The organism is Microbacterium sp. LWH10-1.2 (assembly GCF_038397765.1).
GTDB classification, from domain to species: Bacteria; Actinomycetota; Actinomycetes; order Actinomycetales; family Microbacteriaceae; genus Microbacterium; species Microbacterium natoriense.
Genome location: NZ_CP151638.1, coordinates 2,214,269 through 2,230,392, shown reverse-complemented (window position 1 = coordinate 2,230,392; position 16,124 = coordinate 2,214,269). Strand labels below are relative to the sequence as shown.

At 69.8% G+C, this 16,124-nt stretch carries 17 protein-coding genes and 1 riboswitch; of the genes, 10 read left to right on the top strand and 7 right to left on the bottom strand.

Going from position 1 to position 16,124, the window contains the following annotated elements:
* The first annotated feature begins 85 nt into the window (after nt 1–85).
* From MRBLWH10_RS10695 to MRBLWH10_RS10650, 10 genes are read left to right on the top strand one after another with little or no spacing between them, the layout of a single operon-like run.
* Entirely contained in the window at nt 86–751 is a 666-nt protein-coding gene (locus tag MRBLWH10_RS10695) for an ABC transporter permease (protein ID WP_341939843.1), read from the top strand.
* A gap of 1 nt (nt 752) precedes the next feature.
* A complete protein-coding gene (locus tag MRBLWH10_RS10690) occupies nt 753–1,781 on the top strand; it encodes an ABC transporter ATP-binding protein (protein ID WP_341942589.1) in 1,029 nt (342 codons plus the stop codon).
* Nucleotides 1,778–2,575 (top strand): ABC transporter permease, encoded by a 798-nt coding sequence (locus tag MRBLWH10_RS10685; protein WP_341939842.1) that lies wholly within the window; start codon nt 1,778–1,780, stop codon nt 2,573–2,575. Before MRBLWH10_RS10690 ends, MRBLWH10_RS10685 begins: the two co-directional genes overlap by 4 nt.
* A 42-nt stretch (nt 2,576–2,617) precedes the next feature.
* Entirely contained in the window at nt 2,618–3,559 is a 942-nt protein-coding gene (locus MRBLWH10_RS10680; RefSeq protein WP_341939841.1) for a glycine betaine ABC transporter substrate-binding protein, read from the top strand.
* Nucleotides 3,559–4,092, top strand: coding sequence for a formaldehyde-activating enzyme (gene fae / locus MRBLWH10_RS10675; RefSeq protein ID WP_341939840.1), 534 nt, complete (start codon nt 3,559–3,561; stop codon nt 4,090–4,092). Before MRBLWH10_RS10680 ends, fae begins: the two co-directional genes overlap by 1 nt.
* The gene (locus MRBLWH10_RS10670) at nt 4,089–5,030 is read left to right on the top strand and encodes an NAD(P)-dependent oxidoreductase (RefSeq protein ID WP_341939839.1); all 942 of its coding nucleotides are present in this window, start codon (nt 4,089–4,091) and stop codon (nt 5,028–5,030) included. The genes fae and MRBLWH10_RS10670 overlap by 4 nt, the downstream gene beginning before the upstream one ends.
* Nucleotides 5,027–6,499 (top strand): NAD-dependent succinate-semialdehyde dehydrogenase, encoded by a 1,473-nt coding sequence (locus MRBLWH10_RS10665; protein WP_341939838.1) that lies wholly within the window; start codon nt 5,027–5,029, stop codon nt 6,497–6,499. Before MRBLWH10_RS10670 ends, MRBLWH10_RS10665 begins: the two co-directional genes overlap by 4 nt.
* Nucleotides 6,500–6,524: 25 nt before the next feature.
* On the top strand, nt 6,525–7,301 hold the full coding sequence (locus tag MRBLWH10_RS10660) for an SDR family oxidoreductase (RefSeq protein WP_341939837.1): 777 nt from the start codon (nt 6,525–6,527) through the stop codon (nt 7,299–7,301).
* A gap of 47 nt (nt 7,302–7,348) precedes the next feature.
* On the top strand, nt 7,349–8,833 hold the full coding sequence (locus MRBLWH10_RS10655; RefSeq protein WP_341939836.1) for an FAD-binding oxidoreductase: 1,485 nt from the start codon (nt 7,349–7,351) through the stop codon (nt 8,831–8,833).
* Complete coding sequence (locus tag MRBLWH10_RS10650; RefSeq protein ID WP_341939835.1) at nt 8,830–10,236, top strand: FGGY-family carbohydrate kinase; 1,407 nt, start codon at nt 8,830–8,832, stop codon at nt 10,234–10,236. The genes MRBLWH10_RS10655 and MRBLWH10_RS10650 overlap by 4 nt, the downstream gene beginning before the upstream one ends.
* A gap of 40 nt (nt 10,237–10,276) precedes the next feature.
* Here MRBLWH10_RS10650 and MRBLWH10_RS10645 read toward each other — a convergent pair whose 3' ends face one another.
* From MRBLWH10_RS10645 to MRBLWH10_RS10615, 7 genes are all read right to left on the bottom strand, one after another.
* Nucleotides 10,277–10,636 carry a Fe-S protein gene (locus MRBLWH10_RS10645; RefSeq protein ID WP_341939834.1) on the bottom strand — a complete coding sequence of 120 codons (360 nt, stop codon included), beginning with the start codon at nt 10,634–10,636 and terminating at the stop codon, nt 10,277–10,279.
* A 138-nt stretch (nt 10,637–10,774) separates the two neighbouring features.
* Nucleotides 10,775–11,248, bottom strand: coding sequence for a 6,7-dimethyl-8-ribityllumazine synthase (gene ribH, locus MRBLWH10_RS10640; protein ID WP_341939833.1), 474 nt, complete (start codon nt 11,246–11,248; stop codon nt 10,775–10,777).
* On the bottom strand, nt 11,245–12,507 hold the full coding sequence (gene ribA / locus MRBLWH10_RS10635; protein ID WP_341939832.1) for a GTP cyclohydrolase II: 1,263 nt from the start codon (nt 12,505–12,507) through the stop codon (nt 11,245–11,247). Before ribA ends, ribH begins: the two co-directional genes overlap by 4 nt.
* A complete protein-coding gene (locus MRBLWH10_RS10630) occupies nt 12,504–13,142 on the bottom strand; it encodes a riboflavin synthase (protein WP_341939831.1) in 639 nt (212 codons plus the stop codon). Before MRBLWH10_RS10630 ends, ribA begins: the two co-directional genes overlap by 4 nt.
* Entirely contained in the window at nt 13,142–14,185 is a 1,044-nt protein-coding gene (gene ribD / locus MRBLWH10_RS10625; protein WP_341939830.1) for a bifunctional diaminohydroxyphosphoribosylaminopyrimidine deaminase/5-amino-6-(5-phosphoribosylamino)uracil reductase RibD, read from the bottom strand. The genes MRBLWH10_RS10630 and ribD overlap by 1 nt, the downstream gene beginning before the upstream one ends.
* Before the next feature lie 52 nt (nt 14,186–14,237).
* Nucleotides 14,238–14,381: riboswitch (FMN riboswitch) on the bottom strand.
* A gap of 67 nt (nt 14,382–14,448) precedes the next feature.
* Nucleotides 14,449–15,312 carry a DNA-formamidopyrimidine glycosylase family protein gene (locus tag MRBLWH10_RS10620; protein WP_341939829.1) on the bottom strand — a complete coding sequence of 288 codons (864 nt, stop codon included), beginning with the start codon at nt 15,310–15,312 and terminating at the stop codon, nt 14,449–14,451.
* A gap of 46 nt (nt 15,313–15,358) precedes the next feature.
* Nucleotides 15,359–15,973, bottom strand: coding sequence for a TetR/AcrR family transcriptional regulator (locus MRBLWH10_RS10615; protein ID WP_105676163.1), 615 nt, complete (start codon nt 15,971–15,973; stop codon nt 15,359–15,361).
* Nucleotides 15,974–16,124 lie beyond the last annotated feature (151 nt).

The window sequence follows — 16,124 nt, the reverse complement described above, 5'->3', positions numbered from 1 at the left end:
TCACAACACCCTTTGACCAAATGGATACTCGCGCTACGGTGAGAGTCATCCCGGTACCGGCCTCAACGACGAGACAGGAGCCCTCTTGACCGGATTCAACTGGGAAGACCTCATGGCCTTCCTCACCCGCCGCGCAGACGACATCCTCGATCTGACGCGCGACCACCTCGTCGTGGTCCTCATCTCCCTCGTGCTCGCGTCGGCGATCGGGATCGCGCTCGGCATCGTCATCCGAGACAGCCGCATCGCCCGCACCACCGTGCTCACGGCGGCAGCCGTCGCGATCACCATCCCGTCGCTCGCCCTCCTCGCCCTGCTCAGCCCGGTTCTCGGCCTCGGCTGGCTGCCGACCGTCGTCGCGCTCGTCTTCTACTCGCTCCTCCCCGTCGTGCGCAACACGGTCGTCGGACTCCGCGAGGTGCCGGTGTCCGTGCTCGAATCAGCACGGGGGATGGGGCTCGGCCCGGTGCGGGTGCTGCTCACCGTGCAGCTCCCGATCGCCTGGCCGATCATCATGACCGGTGTGCGCGTCGCCGCTCAGCTCACGGTCGGCATCGCCGCCATCGCGGCCTACGTCGCGGGGCCCGGCCTGGGCGAGTACATCTTCAAAGGCCTCAGCTCGCTCGGCTCGAAGAACGCGCTGAACTACGCGCTCACCGGCACCGTCGCGGTGATCATCCTCGCGCTCGTCCTCGACGGCATCCTCGCGCTCGTCGCCCGTCTCACCACCTCAAGGGGTCTCCGTGCCTGACATCACCACGAACACCGGCGTTCTCTCCTCTCTCGCGGCCCAGCAGGGCGGGGTCGACATCGTCCTCGATCACATCACCAAGCAGTACCCAGGGCAGCAGTCGCCGGCCGTCGAGGACTTCTCGATGCGCGTCGAGCCAGGCGAGCTGATCATGTTCGTCGGCCCCAGCGGCTGCGGCAAGACCACGACGATGAAGATGATCAATCGCATCATCGAGCCGACGTCGGGGGCGATCCGCATCAACGGCGACGACGTCCTCTCCCTCGACGGCAACGAGCTCCGCCGCCACATCGGCTATGTCATCCAGCAGATCGGCCTCTTCCCGCACTTCACGATCGCTGAGAACATCGCGATCGTCCCCAAGCTCCTCGGCTGGTCGAAGGCGCGGATCGCGGAGCGGGTCGACGAGCTCCTCCGCACGGTGCAGCTCGATCCCGGCGTCTTCGCCGACCGCTACCCTCGTCAGCTCTCCGGCGGTCAGCAGCAGCGCGTCGGCGTCGCACGGGCACTGGCCGCCGATCCGCCGGTCATGCTCATGGACGAGCCCTTCGGCGCGACCGACCCCATCACTCGCGAGAAGCTGCAGGCCGAGTTCCTCCGGCTGCAGGCCGACATCGGCAAGACGATCATCTTCGTCACCCACGACTTCGAAGAGGCGATCCGGATGGGCGACCGCATCGCGGTTCTCAGCGAGCGCAGCCGCATCGAGCAGTTCGACACCCCCGCGCGCATCCTCGCCGAACCCGCCAACGACTATGTGCGCTCCTTCATCGGCGAGGGGGCGGCGCTCAAGCGCCTCGCCCTGATCCCCGTCGCCGACGCGAGGATCGGCGCAGCGGACGACGCGGCCCCGCACTCGACGGTCGATGAGGGGTCGTCCCTCCGCGAAGCACTGGACACCCTCGTGCTGAGCGGCGCGCCCCGCGTCAACGTGACCCGCGACGGCCGCGTCGTCGGCTCCATCGACCAGTCGGCGATCTCCGCCGCGCTCGGGGTCGAGGTGCCCTCGCGCCGCGTCGGGGAGGCATGACGATGACGACCCCTCAGGTCGTCCCCTCGGCGACGGCGATGCTCCAGACGCAGAGCGCTCCGCGTCGCGGCATGCCCGTGCTGCTGCGACGATCGATGCCGCTGATCGTCGTCGCAGCCGTGCTGTGCCTCACCTACCTCTGGGTGGCTGGGCTGGACCTGGACTCGATCGAGAAGCGCACGCTCAACGGCGGCTACATCATGGCCCGCATCGGTGAGCACCTGGTGCTCTCGATCACCGCATCGATCCTGGTCGCCGTCCTGGCCATCCCCGCGGGGATCGCCGTCAGCCGCTCGCGCTCCCGGGTGTTCCGCGGCATCGTCGTCGGCATCGCCAACGTCGGGCAGGCGACTCCCGCGATCGGCGTCGTGATCCTGTTGGCGATCGTGTGGCAGACCGGGTTCGCGACGGCTCTCGTCGCGCTCGTCGTCTACTCCTTCCTTCCTGTGCTGCAGAACACGATCGCGGGTCTCGCCCAGGTCGATCCGAGCATCCGGGAGGCGGCACGCGGCATGGGGATGACGACGGGGCAGGTGCTTCGCCGCGTGGAGCTCCCGCTCGCCTCTCCGGTCATCCTCGCGGGCTTGCGGACGGCTCTCGTCTTCGCGGTCGGCGTGGCGACCGTCGCGACCTTCATCAACGCCGGGGGCCTGGGCGACATGATCATCAACGGCCTCAAGCTGCAGCGCTACCCCGTTCTCGTCGTCGGAGCGATTCTCGTCGCCGCGATCGCCGTGCTCATCGACTGGGCGGCAGGCGTCGTGGAGGACATCGTTCGCCCCAAGGGCCTCTGAACATCCCCAGCATCCGTATTCCCTCCCGAAAGGAAACTCGACATGACATCACGAACCATCGCCACCGCGTCGTTGGCGGCACTCGCCGCCGGCGCACTCCTCCTGACCGGATGCGCATCCGGAACCGCCGGCGGCTCCGGCGCCAAGGGCGACGAGCTGAAGGGTCTCACCGGCGAGATCGGCTCGAAGGACTTCTCCGAGCAGTACATCCTCGCCTACATGACCGCCGAGCTGCTCAACGCGCACGGCGCCGACGTCGAAGCCAACACCAAGCTCGTCGGTTCCGCGAACGTGCGGCAGGCCCTCGAGAACGACCAGTTCCTCGGGTACTGGGAGTACACCGGCACCTCCTGGATCACCTACAACGGCAACACCGCGCCGGTGCAGGGCGCCGAAGCCCAGTTCGACGCGGTCAAGAAGGCCGACGCCGAGAACGGCATCGCGTGGCTCGACCCCGCCCCGTTCAACAACACCTACGCCTTCGCCATCCGCGCCAGCGAGGCGAAGAAGCTCGGCGTGAAGACGCTCAGCGACGTCGCAGGGCTCCCGAGCGCAGACCAGACCTTCTGCATCGAGAGCGAGTTCTCGACCCGTGACGACGGCTGGCCAGGACTCAAGGCCGCCTACGGCTTCGACGCCCCCGACTCCAACGTCACGATGCTCGACACCGGCGTGATCTACACCGCGGCTCAGAAGGGCGACGACTGCAACTTCGGCGAGGTGTTCCAGACCGATGGCCGCATCCCGGCTCTCGACCTCGTGGTGATGCAGGACGACAAGGAGTTCTTCCCCAGCTACCAAGGCGGCTTCACGCTCAAGGAGAGCACGCTGAAGAAGTACCCCGAGATCGCCGACGTGATGGCCGAGCTGAGCCCGCTGCTGACCACCGAGGTCATGCAGACGCTCAACGCCAAGGTCGACGTCGACGGCGACGACCCTGAGGACGTCGCGATCGACTGGCTCGAGGAGCAGGGACTCATCTGATGACCTCGGCCCTCCAGATCGGCGAGAGCTTCGTCGGAGACGGCGTGAACGCGGCGCACATCAACACGGTGCTCGGTCACCGAGAGGGTCCGGCAGGGACGGCGTGGGCGACAGCCCTCGCCGGCCCCAGCCAGGGTCACGTCCCCTTCGTCGCGGTGCTCCGGCCGTCGCTCCCCGTTAAGCCCTTGACGCTGTTCGTGACCAAGGCCGCCCCGGCCGGCGATGAGCACGGGCTCCTGATCTGGGGACCGGCGCAGGCCGGCGTCGCCGCAGGAGTCGCGGATGCCGTCGCCGACGGTGCGATCCCGCGGGAGCACGCCGACACCCACGCGCTGATCGCCGCGGTGTGGGTCAACCCCGCAGCCGACGACGCCGACGCCGTGTACCGCAACAACCGGGAGGCCACGCGCATCGCGCTCGCGAACGGCGCGGCCTCCCTCCCCGACCTCGACGAGGTGCTCGCCGCGAGGCACGCACCGTCCAACCCCTTCTACACTCCGACTCCCGCACCGAAGGACACGCACGACCGATGAGTTCCCCCACCTCTCCGCTCGACGAGACCCGGCCCACCGTCGGGTTCATCGGACTCGGCAACATGGGCTCCGGCATGACCAGGAACCTCCAGGCCGCCGGTTTCCCACTCGTCGTCACAGACGTCCGGCGGGAATCCGCCGACGAGCTCGTGGCGGGCGGTGCACGCTGGGCCGACACGCCCCGTGAGGTCGCGGCATCGAGCGATCTCGTGATCACGATGCTGCCGACGCCGAAGATCGTCGCGGATGTCGCCGGCGGGGCTGACGGCCTCGTGGCAGGGCTCCCCGACGGAGGCACCTGGATCGACATGTCGACCTCGGTGCCCGAGGTGCAGGCCGGTGTGCGTGCTGCGGAGGAGGGGAGGGGACTGCACCTCCTCGACGCCCCCGTGAGCGGCATGTCCGTCGGTGCGGCCGACGGGATGCTGCAGATCTTCGTGGGCGGAGAAGCGGAGGATATCGAACGCCTGCGCCCCGTGTTCGAGGCGATGGGCGACCCCGAGCGGATCCTCCACGTCGGCGGCCCCGGCGCCGGCTACGCCGTGAAGCTCATGATCAACCAGCTCTGGTTCTCGCACCTGGTCGCGACCGCCGAGGTGCTCTCGGTCGGCGTCGCCGCCGGCGTCGACCTCGGTGTGCTCCGCGATGCGCTCGTCGCGAGCCCCGCGAACAGCACGTTCGTCACGCGCGACGTGCTCTCGATCCTCGACCATGGCGACTACGACGAGGGCTTCGCGATCGCGCTGGCCTGCAAGGACCTCGGCCTGTCGGTCGATCTGGCCCGCTCGGTCGGGATGCCGGTGGAGCTGTCGTCGCTCGTGGAGCAGATCTTCCGCCGGGCCCGTGCGAGCTACGGCGACCGCGCGGGCGAGATGACCCCGGTCAAGCTGTACGAGGAACTGCTGGGCCGCGACCTGCGCCGCGAGGTGCACGCATGACCGCCGCGCGCGAGACCGAGGTCATCGCCTCCGTCCCCACCGGACTGCTGATCGGCGGAGAGTGGCGGGCATCGGCATCCGGTGCGACATTCCCCGTGTACGACCCGGCGACCGGCGACCTGCTCGCCGAGGTCGCGGATGCGACTCCCGAAGACGGCATGGCCGCGCTCGACGCGGCTGCGGCCGCGCAGGCCTCGTGGGCGGCGACCGCGCCCAGGGAGCGGGGCGAGATCCTGCGCAGGGCGTTCGAGCTCGTGACGGCGCGCGCGGACGACATCGCGCTCGTGATGACGCTCGAGATGGGCAAGCCGCTCGCCGAGTCGCGCGCCGAGGTCGGCTACGGCGCCGAATTCCTGAGGTGGTTCTCCGAGGAGGCGCCGCGCATCTCCGGTCGTTACGCCACAGCCCCCGATGGACGCAACCGCCTGCTGGTGGCCAAGCGGCCGGTGGGCCCGAGCCTCCTGATCACGCCGTGGAACTTCCCGCTCGCCATGGCCACGCGCAAGATCGCACCCGCGCTCGCGGCGGGCTGCACCTCGGTGCTCAAGCCGGCAGCGCTCACCCCGCTCACCGCCCTGCTGTTCGCGGAGGTGCTGCGCGAGGCCGGCGTGCCGGACGGCGTCGTCAACGTCATCCCCACCTCCCGCGCCGGTGCCGTCACCGGGCCGCTCATCACCGACCCGCGGCTGCGCAAGCTGTCGTTCACGGGGTCGACCGAGGTCGGCCGTCGGCTCATCGCGGATGCCGCGCACCAGGTGCTGCGGGTGTCCATGGAACTCGGGGGCAACGCGCCCTTCCTGGTGTTCGAGGACGCCGACGTGGATGCCGCGGTCGAGGGAGCGCTGCTCGCGAAGCTCCGCAACGGCGGGGAGGCGTGCGTCGCGGCGAACCGCTTCCTGGTGCACGAGAGCATCGCCGAGGAGTTCACCGCCAAGCTGGTCGACCGCATGGCGGGCTACGTGAACGCGCGCGGCACCGAGCCGGAGTCGACGCTCGGACCGCTCGTCGACTCGTCCACGCGCGAGAAGGTCGCCGAGCTGGTGGCGGGCGCGGTCGAAGACGGCGCACGCGTCGCGCTCGGCGGCGCGATCCCACAGGGCCGCGGCTACTTCTACCCCGCCACCGTGCTCGTGGACGTGCCGCAGGATGCCCGCATCCTCCGTGAGGAGATCTTCGGCCCTGTCGCCCCGATCACCACGTTCAGCGACGAGGACGAGGCCGTACGCCTCGCGAACGCCAGCGAGTACGGGCTGGTGTGCTTCGCATACACGCGCGACCTGAACCGGGCGCTGCGTCTCGCCGAGCGCCTCGAGACCGGGATGTTCGGCCTGAACACCGGCCTCGTCTCGAACCCGGCTGCGCCCTTCGGCGGCGTGAAGCAATCGGGCATCGGCCGGGAGGGCGGGTTCGAGGGCATCGACGAGTACCTCGAGACGACCTACATCGGCATCTCCGACCCCTTCGCCTGAACCTGCATCTCCTGAAGGAACCACTGTGCACATCACCGATTTCTCCCTCGATCACTTCTCCCTGCGGGGGAGGAGCGCGATCGTCACGGGTGGCAACACCGGTCTCGGCCAGGCATTCGCCCTGGCTCTCGCGAAGGCCGGAGCCGACGTCTTCGCGCCCACGCTGTTCGACGACGGAGGCGAGACCGCAGGTCTCATGGCCGCGGCAGGCGTCCGCTACGAGGAACTGCGGATCGACATCACCGAGACCGGTGCGCCCGCGCGCGCGGTGGCGGCGTGCGCGGCGGCGTTCGGCGGTCTCGACATCCTCGTGAACTCGGCCGGCATCAGCCGGATCGCCGAGGTCACGGAGTTCGGACGCGACCTGTGGGACCCCATGGTCGCCGTGAACCTCACTGCCGCATTCGAGATGTCGCACGAAGCCGCGAAGCGCATGATCCCGCAGGGCTCGGGCAAGATCATCAACATCGCCTCGCTGTTCTCATTCCTGGGCGGACTGGGCTCACCGGCCTATGCCGCGACCAAGCACGGCATCGCCGGACTCACGCGGGCCTACGCCGACGAGCTGGGCGGTCACGGCATCCAGGTGAACGCGATCGCGCCCGGCTATTTCAACACCCGCATCACGGAGGAGTCCCGCTCAGATCCCGAGTCGAATCGGCGCATCGTCGACCACACCCCGGCGGGGAGGTGGGGAGACGTCGCCGACCTCATGGGAGCGACGGTGTTCCTCGCCAGTCCCGCTTCCGACTTCGTCAACGGGCACGTGCTGACCGTCGACGGCGGCTATCTGGTGCGCTGACCGCGGCACCTCGACACACGACACTCGAACGAACAGGACACATCCCCATGGTCGCTTCCCGATCCGCCCTCTCCCGAGAGGAGATCGTCTCCGGTCTGCGTGCGCTTCTCGGCGCCGATCAGGTCGACACCGACGCCACCGCACTGCGCGAGGCGAGCGTCGACCGCTTCAAGAAGTACACCTCCGTGCACGGCATCTTCGACGGTCCGATCCCCGCGGCGATCGTCTACGCCCGTTCGACCTCCGACGTCTCGGCCATCCTCGCCTTCGCGGACGAGAACGTCATCAACGTCGTGCCCCGCACGGGACGCACCGCGACCGAAGGAGGTCTGGAGACGATCGCGGACGACTCGATCGTCCTGGACGGGTCGCGCATGGACGCGATCCTCGAGATCGACCCGATCGACATGATGGTCACGGCGCAGTGCGGCGTGCCGCTCCAGCTGCTGGAGGACACGCTGCGCGCGCAGGGTCTCACCACGGGCCACTCGCCGCAGTCCAAGCCGCTCGCGCAGATGGGCGGGCTGGTGGCGACGCGTTCGATCGGCCAGTTCTCGACCCTGTACGGCGGCATCGAGGACATGGTGGTCGGGCTGGAGGCCGTGCTGCCCGGCGGCGAGATCGTGCGGATCAAGAACGTGCCCCGCAGAGCGGCCGGTCCCGACATCCGGCACATCCTGATCGGCAATGAGGGCGCGCTCGCGGTCATCACCGAGGTCACCGTCAAGGTGTTCCGCTACCAGCCGGAGAACAACCGCTTCCTCGGCTACCTGGTCGACTCGCTCCCCGCCGGCGTCTCGGGGCTCCGCGACATCATCGTCGCCGGCTATCACCCGTCGGTCGCGCGCGCGTACTCCGAGGAGGACGCCGCGCAGCACTTCTCGCACTTCGCCGGCGGCAAGGCCGTGGTCGTGGTCGTGGCCGAGGGACCGAAGGGCATCGCGGAGGCCACCGAGGCCGGAGTCGAGGAGATCTTCGCGCGCATCCCGCACGAGAAGGTCGACCCCGCGCTGATCGAGACCTGGTTCGACAACCTCAACTGGGGTCAGGACAAGATCGACGCCGAGAAGCGCGAGATGCTCGAGAAGTCGCACCTGGGCTACACGACCGAGGTCTCGATCGACTGGTCGGGTGTGCAGGATCTCTTCGAGTCGGTCATGCACAGGGCTCGCACGGAGTTCCCGCGAGCCGCCGATCTGACGATGCTCGGCGCCCATTCCTCGCACAGTTACCAGACCGGGACCAACCTCTACTTCGTGTACGACTACGACATCGCGTGCGAGCCGCGCGAGGAGATCACGGAGTACCACGAGCCGCTCAACGCGATCGTGGTGGAGGAGGCGCTGCGCCTCGGCGGCTCCATGGTGCACCACCACGGCATCGGCAAGTACCGTACGCCGTGGACGCTGGAAGAGCACGGCAGCGCGTACTCGCTGCTCCGCGTGCTCAAGGACGGCCTCGACCCGCACGGCATCATGAACCGGGGGACCATCTACCCGCTGGAGCAGGCGGAGACGGCGACGGCGGAGTGAGCGAGACGGCGGAGGGCTTCGTGCTCGCGATCGACAACGGATCGCAGAGCACCAAGGTCCTGATCGTCGACGGCTCAGGGAGCGTGCACGCGAGCGCGCGGGTCGCGCTGCGACCGTACTCCACCCCGGCGCCGGGCCGATGGGAGCACCCGGACGATGATCTGTGGGACTCGATCGTCGTCGCGGTGCGCGCGGCCCTGGACGACTTCGACGGTGACCCCGCGGAGATCCGCGGGGTCGGACTCTGCACGATCCGCTTCTGTCGCGCCGTGCTCAGGGCCGATGGCTCGCTCGCCCAGCCGATCATGAGCTGGATGGATGAGCGGCTTCCTCGCGCCTACGAGCGGGAGACGGACGACTCGGTATACGTCACGACCTCGTCCGGCTACCTCGGCCATCGCCTCACGGGAGAGCGGCGGGATGCGGCAGGCAATTACCAGGGCATGTGGCCGATCGACACGCGGCACTGGGCCTGGAGCGACGATCCAGCGGAATATGCCCGGTGCGGCATGGAACCCGGGATGCTGTTCGATCTCGTCGCGCCGGGTGAGCAGCTGGGCACGCTGACGGCCGAGGTCGCGGCGACCACCGGGCTGCCCGAGGGGCTCCCGGTGTTCGCGACCTCGAACGACAAGGCCGTCGAAGCGCTGGGCGCGGGACTCCGCGACGAGGGCGATGCCCTTCTCTCGCTCGGCACCTATGTCGCGACCATGACCCCCGGCCCGCAGCCGATCGATGCGCACCCCGACGTGTGGACGAACTTCGCATCGGAGCCGGGCAGGTACCTGTACGAGAGCGGAGGGGTCCGTCGCGGCATGTGGACGGTGAGCTGGTTCCGCGATCTCGTGTCGCCGCTGGGCGCGGAGGTCTCCGAGGACGAGCTCAACTCGGGCGCCGAGCTCGTGCCGGCTGGCGCTGGAGGACTCGTCGCCGCGCTCGACTGGCTCGCGCCGGCCGACGAGCCGTGGCGTCGCGGCGCGCTCGTGGGTTTCGATGGCACGCAGGGGCGGTTCCACGTCTACCGCGCGATCCTCGAGGCTCTCGCGATCGAGACCGAGACCGGCGACGCCCGTGCGCGCGTCGCGCTCGGGCGCCCGCGCGGGACCCTCGTCGTCACGGGCGGTGGCAGCGGATCGGAGCTGATGCTGCAGATTCTCGCTGCCGTGTACGGTGTGCCGGTCCGCACTCCTCTGGTCCGCGATGCGGCAGGGATGGGCGCGGCGATCTGCGCGGCGGTAGGGGCCGGCATCCACCCGGACTGGGGGTCCGCCGTCGCATCGATGGTGCGTGTCGGAGCGCGCGTGGAGGTGGACCCGGTGCTGGCCGAGGCCTACGCCGAGGTCCGCGCGACCTACGCGCGCGTGCTGCCGCGGGTGCGGATGCTGTTCGCCGACGAGGACTGAACCCGTCCCCGCCGGACGGCGCGGGTCGCGCCGTCGGGGCTCAGCGCCAGATGGCCGCGATGCCGGCGTTGACGGCGGTCAGGATGCCGACGAGCCAGAACACGGCGGGGGCGATGGCGTCGCCGCGCTTCTGGCGGGCCGTGCCGATGCCGAGCAGGGCTCCGATGATCAGCAGGATGACCAGCTTGGTGCCGATCTTCACGTAGTTCATCTCGGCGCCCTCCGGCAGGCCCCACGGCGCGGCGAGTGCGAGACCGGCGACCGCGGCGATCGTCATCCCGACGCTCATCAGCCGCGTGAACTCGCGCGTGCCGCCGAACGCCTGCACAGCCCAGGAGCCGAAGAGCACGGCGAATCCGATGAGGTGGACGAACAGGACGATGTGGCGCAGGATCTCCATGCGCTCACCGTACGCCGAAACCGGTATTCCGTGCCAGATAGGCGACCCTCAGTGCTCACGCCTTCGAGCGCGATTCCGCGGGTCGTCCGTTGTGCGACGAGGTCGCGCGCTCGGTCCGATCGCGCGACCCGTCGCCCGTCAGCCCCGCAGCTCCCTGATGAGGAGCGCGGTGCGCAGCGCGGCATCCGCGGCCTCTGCGCCCTTGTCCTCCGTGGAGCCCTCGAGGCCGGCACGGTCGAGACCCTGCTGCTCGTCGTCGAGGGTCAGCACGCCGAAGCCGACCGGCTTGCCCGCGTCGAGCGACACCCGGGTGAGGCCGTCGGTCGTGGCCGCCGAGACGTACTCGAAGTGCGGGGTGCCGCCGCGGATGATCACGCCGAGCGCGACCACCGCATCCGCTCCGCCGGCGAACGCCGCCTGCGCGGCCACCGCGAGCTCGAACGAACCGGGCACGCGCACCAGGCGATGCGTCGCCTGCGCCTCGTTCAGGATGCGCTCCGCTCCGGCGATCAGGCCGTTCGTGATGGTGTCGTGCCAGGTGCCGGCGATGATGACGACGTCGAGTCCCCGCCCGTCGATGCTCCCGGCCTGGGGTGCGCCTGCGCCGCTCATTCGTCGTCCTTTCCGTCGGCGAGAGCCTCTGCGAGCTCCGCCTCTCCGATGATGTGACCCATCCGGTCACGCTTGGTCTCGAGGTACTGGTGGTTGTTCGGCCCGACGCCGACGATCAGCGGCACCTGCTCCACGACGTCGAGCCCGAGCTCGCGCAGCTGCTTGACCTTGTCCGTGTTGTTCGTCAGCAGGCGCACCTTCGACACGCCGAGATCGGCGAGGATGCCCGCCGCCGCCGCGTATTCGCGGGCGTCGGCGGGGAGGCCGAGGGCGAGGTTCGCGTCGACCGTGTCGAGCCCCTCCTCCTGCAGGCTGTACGCCCGGAGCTTGTTGATGAGCCCGATGCCCCGTCCCTCGTGACCGCGCATGTAGATGACGATGCCGCCCTCCTGCTCGATCGCGTCGAGCGCCGCGTCCAGCTGAGGCCCGCACTCGCACTTCAGCGAGCCGAACGCCTCGCCGGTGAGGCACTCGGAGTGCACGCGCACCAGCGCGGTCTCGGTGGGCTCTCCCGAGACGACGGCGATGTGGTCGGTGCCGCTGACCCTGTCCTTGTACGCGAGGAAGCGGAATGTGCCGTGCGAGGTCGGAACCGTCGCATCGGCCCTCAGGCTCACCCTCCTGCCGGGGGAGGCGACGGCGCCGTCGGGGTCGATCTCGTTGAGGTGCGCGATCAGCTGCTCGATCGTGATGACGGGGACGCCGTCGCGCTCGCCGAGCTCGAGGAGGCCGGGCATCCGCATCATGCTGCCGTCTTCGGCGACGACCTCGGCGATCGCGCCGACCGGACGCAGCCCCGCCAGCTTCATGAGCTCGACGGCCGCCTCGGTGTGGCCGCTGCGTTCGCGCACGCCGCCGTCGACCGCGCGGAGCGGCAGCACGTGGCCGGGGCGGATCAGATCGCCCGCGGTCGACGAGGGGTTCGCCAGCACGTTCAGGGTGTGCGCGCGGTCGTGCGCGCTGATGCCGGTGGTGACGCCGGACGCGGCATCCACGCTGACCGTGTACGCGGTCGAGCGCGCGTCCTCGCTGGTGGCGACCATGGGCTGCAGGTTCAGGCTGTCGGCGAGATCGGTGGGCATGGGCGCGCAGATGAACCCCGACGACCAGCGCACGGTCCAGGCGACCCACTCGGGTGTCGCGAGTTCGGCGGAGAGGATGACGTCGCCCTCGTTCTCGCGGTTCTCGTCGTCGGCGACCAGCACCGGCCGGCCGGCGCGGAGCGCGTCGAGCGCTTCGGGGATGGTGGACAGGCTCATCGCGAGCCTCCTTCCTGTGCGACGCCGAGCTCGCGGAAGGCGAGCAGACGTTCGACGTGTCGGGCGAGGACGTCGGTCTCGAGGTTGACGCGGTCGCCGACAGAGCGCGCGCCCAGCGTGGTGGCGGCGAGGGTCTCCGGGATGAGGGAGACCTCGAACCACGCGTCGGCCTCGGACGGGGCGCTCACGGCGCTCACCGTCAGAGACGTGCCGTCGACCGAGATGGAGCCCTTGTCCACGACCAGCGGGGCGAGGTCGGCGGGGAGGCTGATCCGCAGCACGCTCCACTGCGCGCCGGGGCGCACCTGGAGCACGGCTCCCGTGCCGTCGACGTGGCCCTGCACGATGTGGCCGCCGAGGCGGGCGCCAACGGGCATCGCCTTCTCGATGTTGACGCGGGTGCCCACGGTCGCGCCGCCGATGGCAGCCACGTCGAGGGTCTGCTTCATCACGTCGGTGTCGAAGGTGTCGGCGGTCGAGCCCACCACGGTCAGGCAGACGCCGGACACCGCGATCGACTCGCCGTGCACGGCATCCGCTGCGGCCTTCGGTGCGCGCACCGTGAGCCGCCAGCCGTCGCCTGCTGGCGCGATGGCGGTGATCTCGCCGATCTCCTCGATGATTCCGGTGAACATCAGGCAGCTCCTTCGTCGTGAGCGTCGGTCGCGGTCGCGGGGTGTGCGATCGCGAGCAGGTCGGGTCCGAGCGGCCGCCACTCGTCGATGTCGAGGCGCACGGCCGAGTCGATCGACGGCACGCCGATGTCGGTGAGGGCGAGGCGCCGGCCGCCGAGCAGCACGGGCGCGACGTAGGCGAGCACGCGATCCGCGAGACCCGCGGCGATGAAGGCGCTGGCGAGCGTCGGGCCGCCCTCGATGAACACGCTCTGGACTCCGCGTGCGTGCAGATCGGCGACGACGGCCCGCAGGTCTCGGGTGTCGTAGAAGACGGGGGAGTGCGGATGCCTGCGCACCGCGGCGTCGTCAGGGGTCGGCCTCGAGCCGATCACGACGGGGACAGGCTGGTGCGGATACAGGGCATCGCCGTCACGGGCGGTGAGCGCGGGGTCGTCGGCGAGCACGGTGCCGGTGCCGACGACGATGGCGTCGGCGGCCGCGCGCCGTCGATGCACGTCGGCGCGTGCCGCGGGCCCCGTGATCCACTGGCTGGAGCCGTCGTCCGCTGCGGCGCGTCCGTCGAGGCTCTGCGCCCACTTCACGGTGATGTGCGGTCGCCCGAGACGCTGCACGGTGAGCCAGCCGTCGATCAGGGCGTGCGCGGCATCCGCCTGCTCGCCGGACTCGACGTGGACGCCGGCGTTGCGTAGCCGCTCCGCGCCTCCGCCCGAGACCGCGCCGGGGTCGTCGAGGGCGTACACCACACGGGCGACGCCGGCGTCGATCAGGGCGAGGGCGCACGGGCCGGTGCGGCCGGTGTGATTGCACGGCTCGAGGGTGACCACGGCCGTCGCTCCGCGGGCGGCGCCCGGCGTGAGCTTCGAGAGCGCATCGACCTCCGCGTGCGGGGTGCCGGCGCCGTGGTGCCAGCCCTCGGCGAGGACGTCGCCGTCGGGGGAGAGGATGACGGCGCCCACCTGCGGGTTCACGCCCCGCGGCCCCTGCGCTGCGAGTTCGAGCGCGCGACCCATCGCGCGGCGCTCAGCCTCGGTCACTGCCATCCGTCGTCCTCCTCTGAGGCTCCGGGGGATGCAGAACGCGCGCGCGAGCGCGCCGTGCTGCCTCCCTTCCGGACTAGCGAGATGACTCTCGCATCACCGTCGGTTCCGGATTTCCACCGGATCGGCATCCCGGTGGAACCGAGACGCTCGCGGACTGTCACCGCCGGTTCGGATTCACACCGACCCCGGAGCACGTTGATGCTCTGAGTGTACTCAACGCGTCTGACAGAGATTCATTCCGCGACATGAAAGGGAATGCGGTGCTACTTGAGCAGCCGCGACAGGCGGCGATCGGCGAGCGGCTTGCCGCCCGTCTGGCACGTCGGGCAGTACTCCATCGAGCGATCGGCGAAGAACACGCTCCGCACGATGTCGCCGCACACGGGGCACGCCTCCCCGCGGCGGGCGTGCACCTGCATGCCGCGGCGCTTGGCATCCTTCAGATCGGCGGGGGGCTTGCCGGAGGCCGCGGTCACCGCATCCGTCAGCGTCGCGTGCGTCGCGGCGAACAGCCGGTCGATCTCGTCGTCGTCGAGCTTCGCGGAGATCGCGTACGGAGACATGCGCGCGGCGTGCAGGATCTCGTCGGAGTAGGCGTTGCCGATGCCGGCGATCACGGCTTGATCGCGCAGGAGGCCCTTGATCTGCATCCGCTTCCCCGCGAGCAGGCCGGCGAAGACCTCGCGCGTGAACGACGGGTCCAGCGGATCAGGCCCGAGACGGGCGATGCCGGGGACGTCCTGCGGATCCCGCACGACGTAGACCGCGAGCGACTTCTTGGTGCCGGCCTCGGTGAGATCGAACCCGCTGCCGTCGTCGAGGGCGATGCGCAGCGCGATCGGCGACTTGCCCGGCTTGATCAGCGTGGTGGGGAGCGTGTCGTACCAGCGCAGCCACCCGGCCTTGGCGAGGTGGAATGCGAGGTGCAGGTCGTCGCGGCACGTCAGCACGACGAACTTGCCGTGGCGGGACGCCGCCGTGATCTCCGCGCCCTGGAGTGCGTGGATGGGCGGATCGTAGGTCTTCAGCGCCGAGATCGCCGCCACCGTGGCGCGGGTGATGGTGCGCCCGACGGCGCGCTCGGCGAGGAACCTCGTCAGTCCCTGGACCTCGGGCATCTCCGGCATGGACTCATCCTGACACCGGCATCCGACATCCGGCTAGGGGCGACGCTCAGACGGCGCTCAGCAGCAGGCGGATGCTGGCGGCGCGCAGGTGCTCGACGGCATCCAGGTCTCCGCGCAGATAGGCGATGAGCGCGTTGAGGAAGATCCCGTCGAACAGCGCATAGGCCGACGACGGATCGACGACGGGCGCGCGTCCCTCGAGTTCGGAGAAGCGCTGGACGACGGCCCACACCATGTCGCTGAGCAGCGCGTCGATCGCGATGATGGTGTCGCGGAAGCCGGCGTCGAACAGGGCCTGATTGCGCAGGTCGTACCAGAGCCGGTGCATGTCGGCTTCGTCGCGCAGCGTGGACGCCATCTCTGCGCCGAACCGCTCGGCGAGTTCGGCTCCGCTCCTCGACGACTCGACGATGGGGTCGTAGCGCCGTGCGCACTCCGACTTGTACTGCCAGATCGCCTGGCCGATCAGATCGTCCTTGTCCTCGAAGTAGTAGTGCAGCAGCCCGTGCGACAGCTCGCTCTGGGCGGCCACATCGCGCAGGCCGGTGCGGGCGAATCCGCGCTCGGCGATGGCCGTCAGCGCGGCATCCGCCAGCTCGCGTCGACGCGCGGCGAACTTGTCGGTCCCCGCCCGCTCCGCGCGCACAGCCGCATCGCCCATCACGCCTCCTCCGGTCTCGGTGAAGCGATCATACGCCCTGCGGAGGGCGCTGATCCGCGTTTTTGGGCAGATGTCCAGATTTTCCTTGTCAAGTGTCCAAATTTCTGATCTGCTGTCCCCATCGCTTTCAACGACGAAAGGAACGGATCGA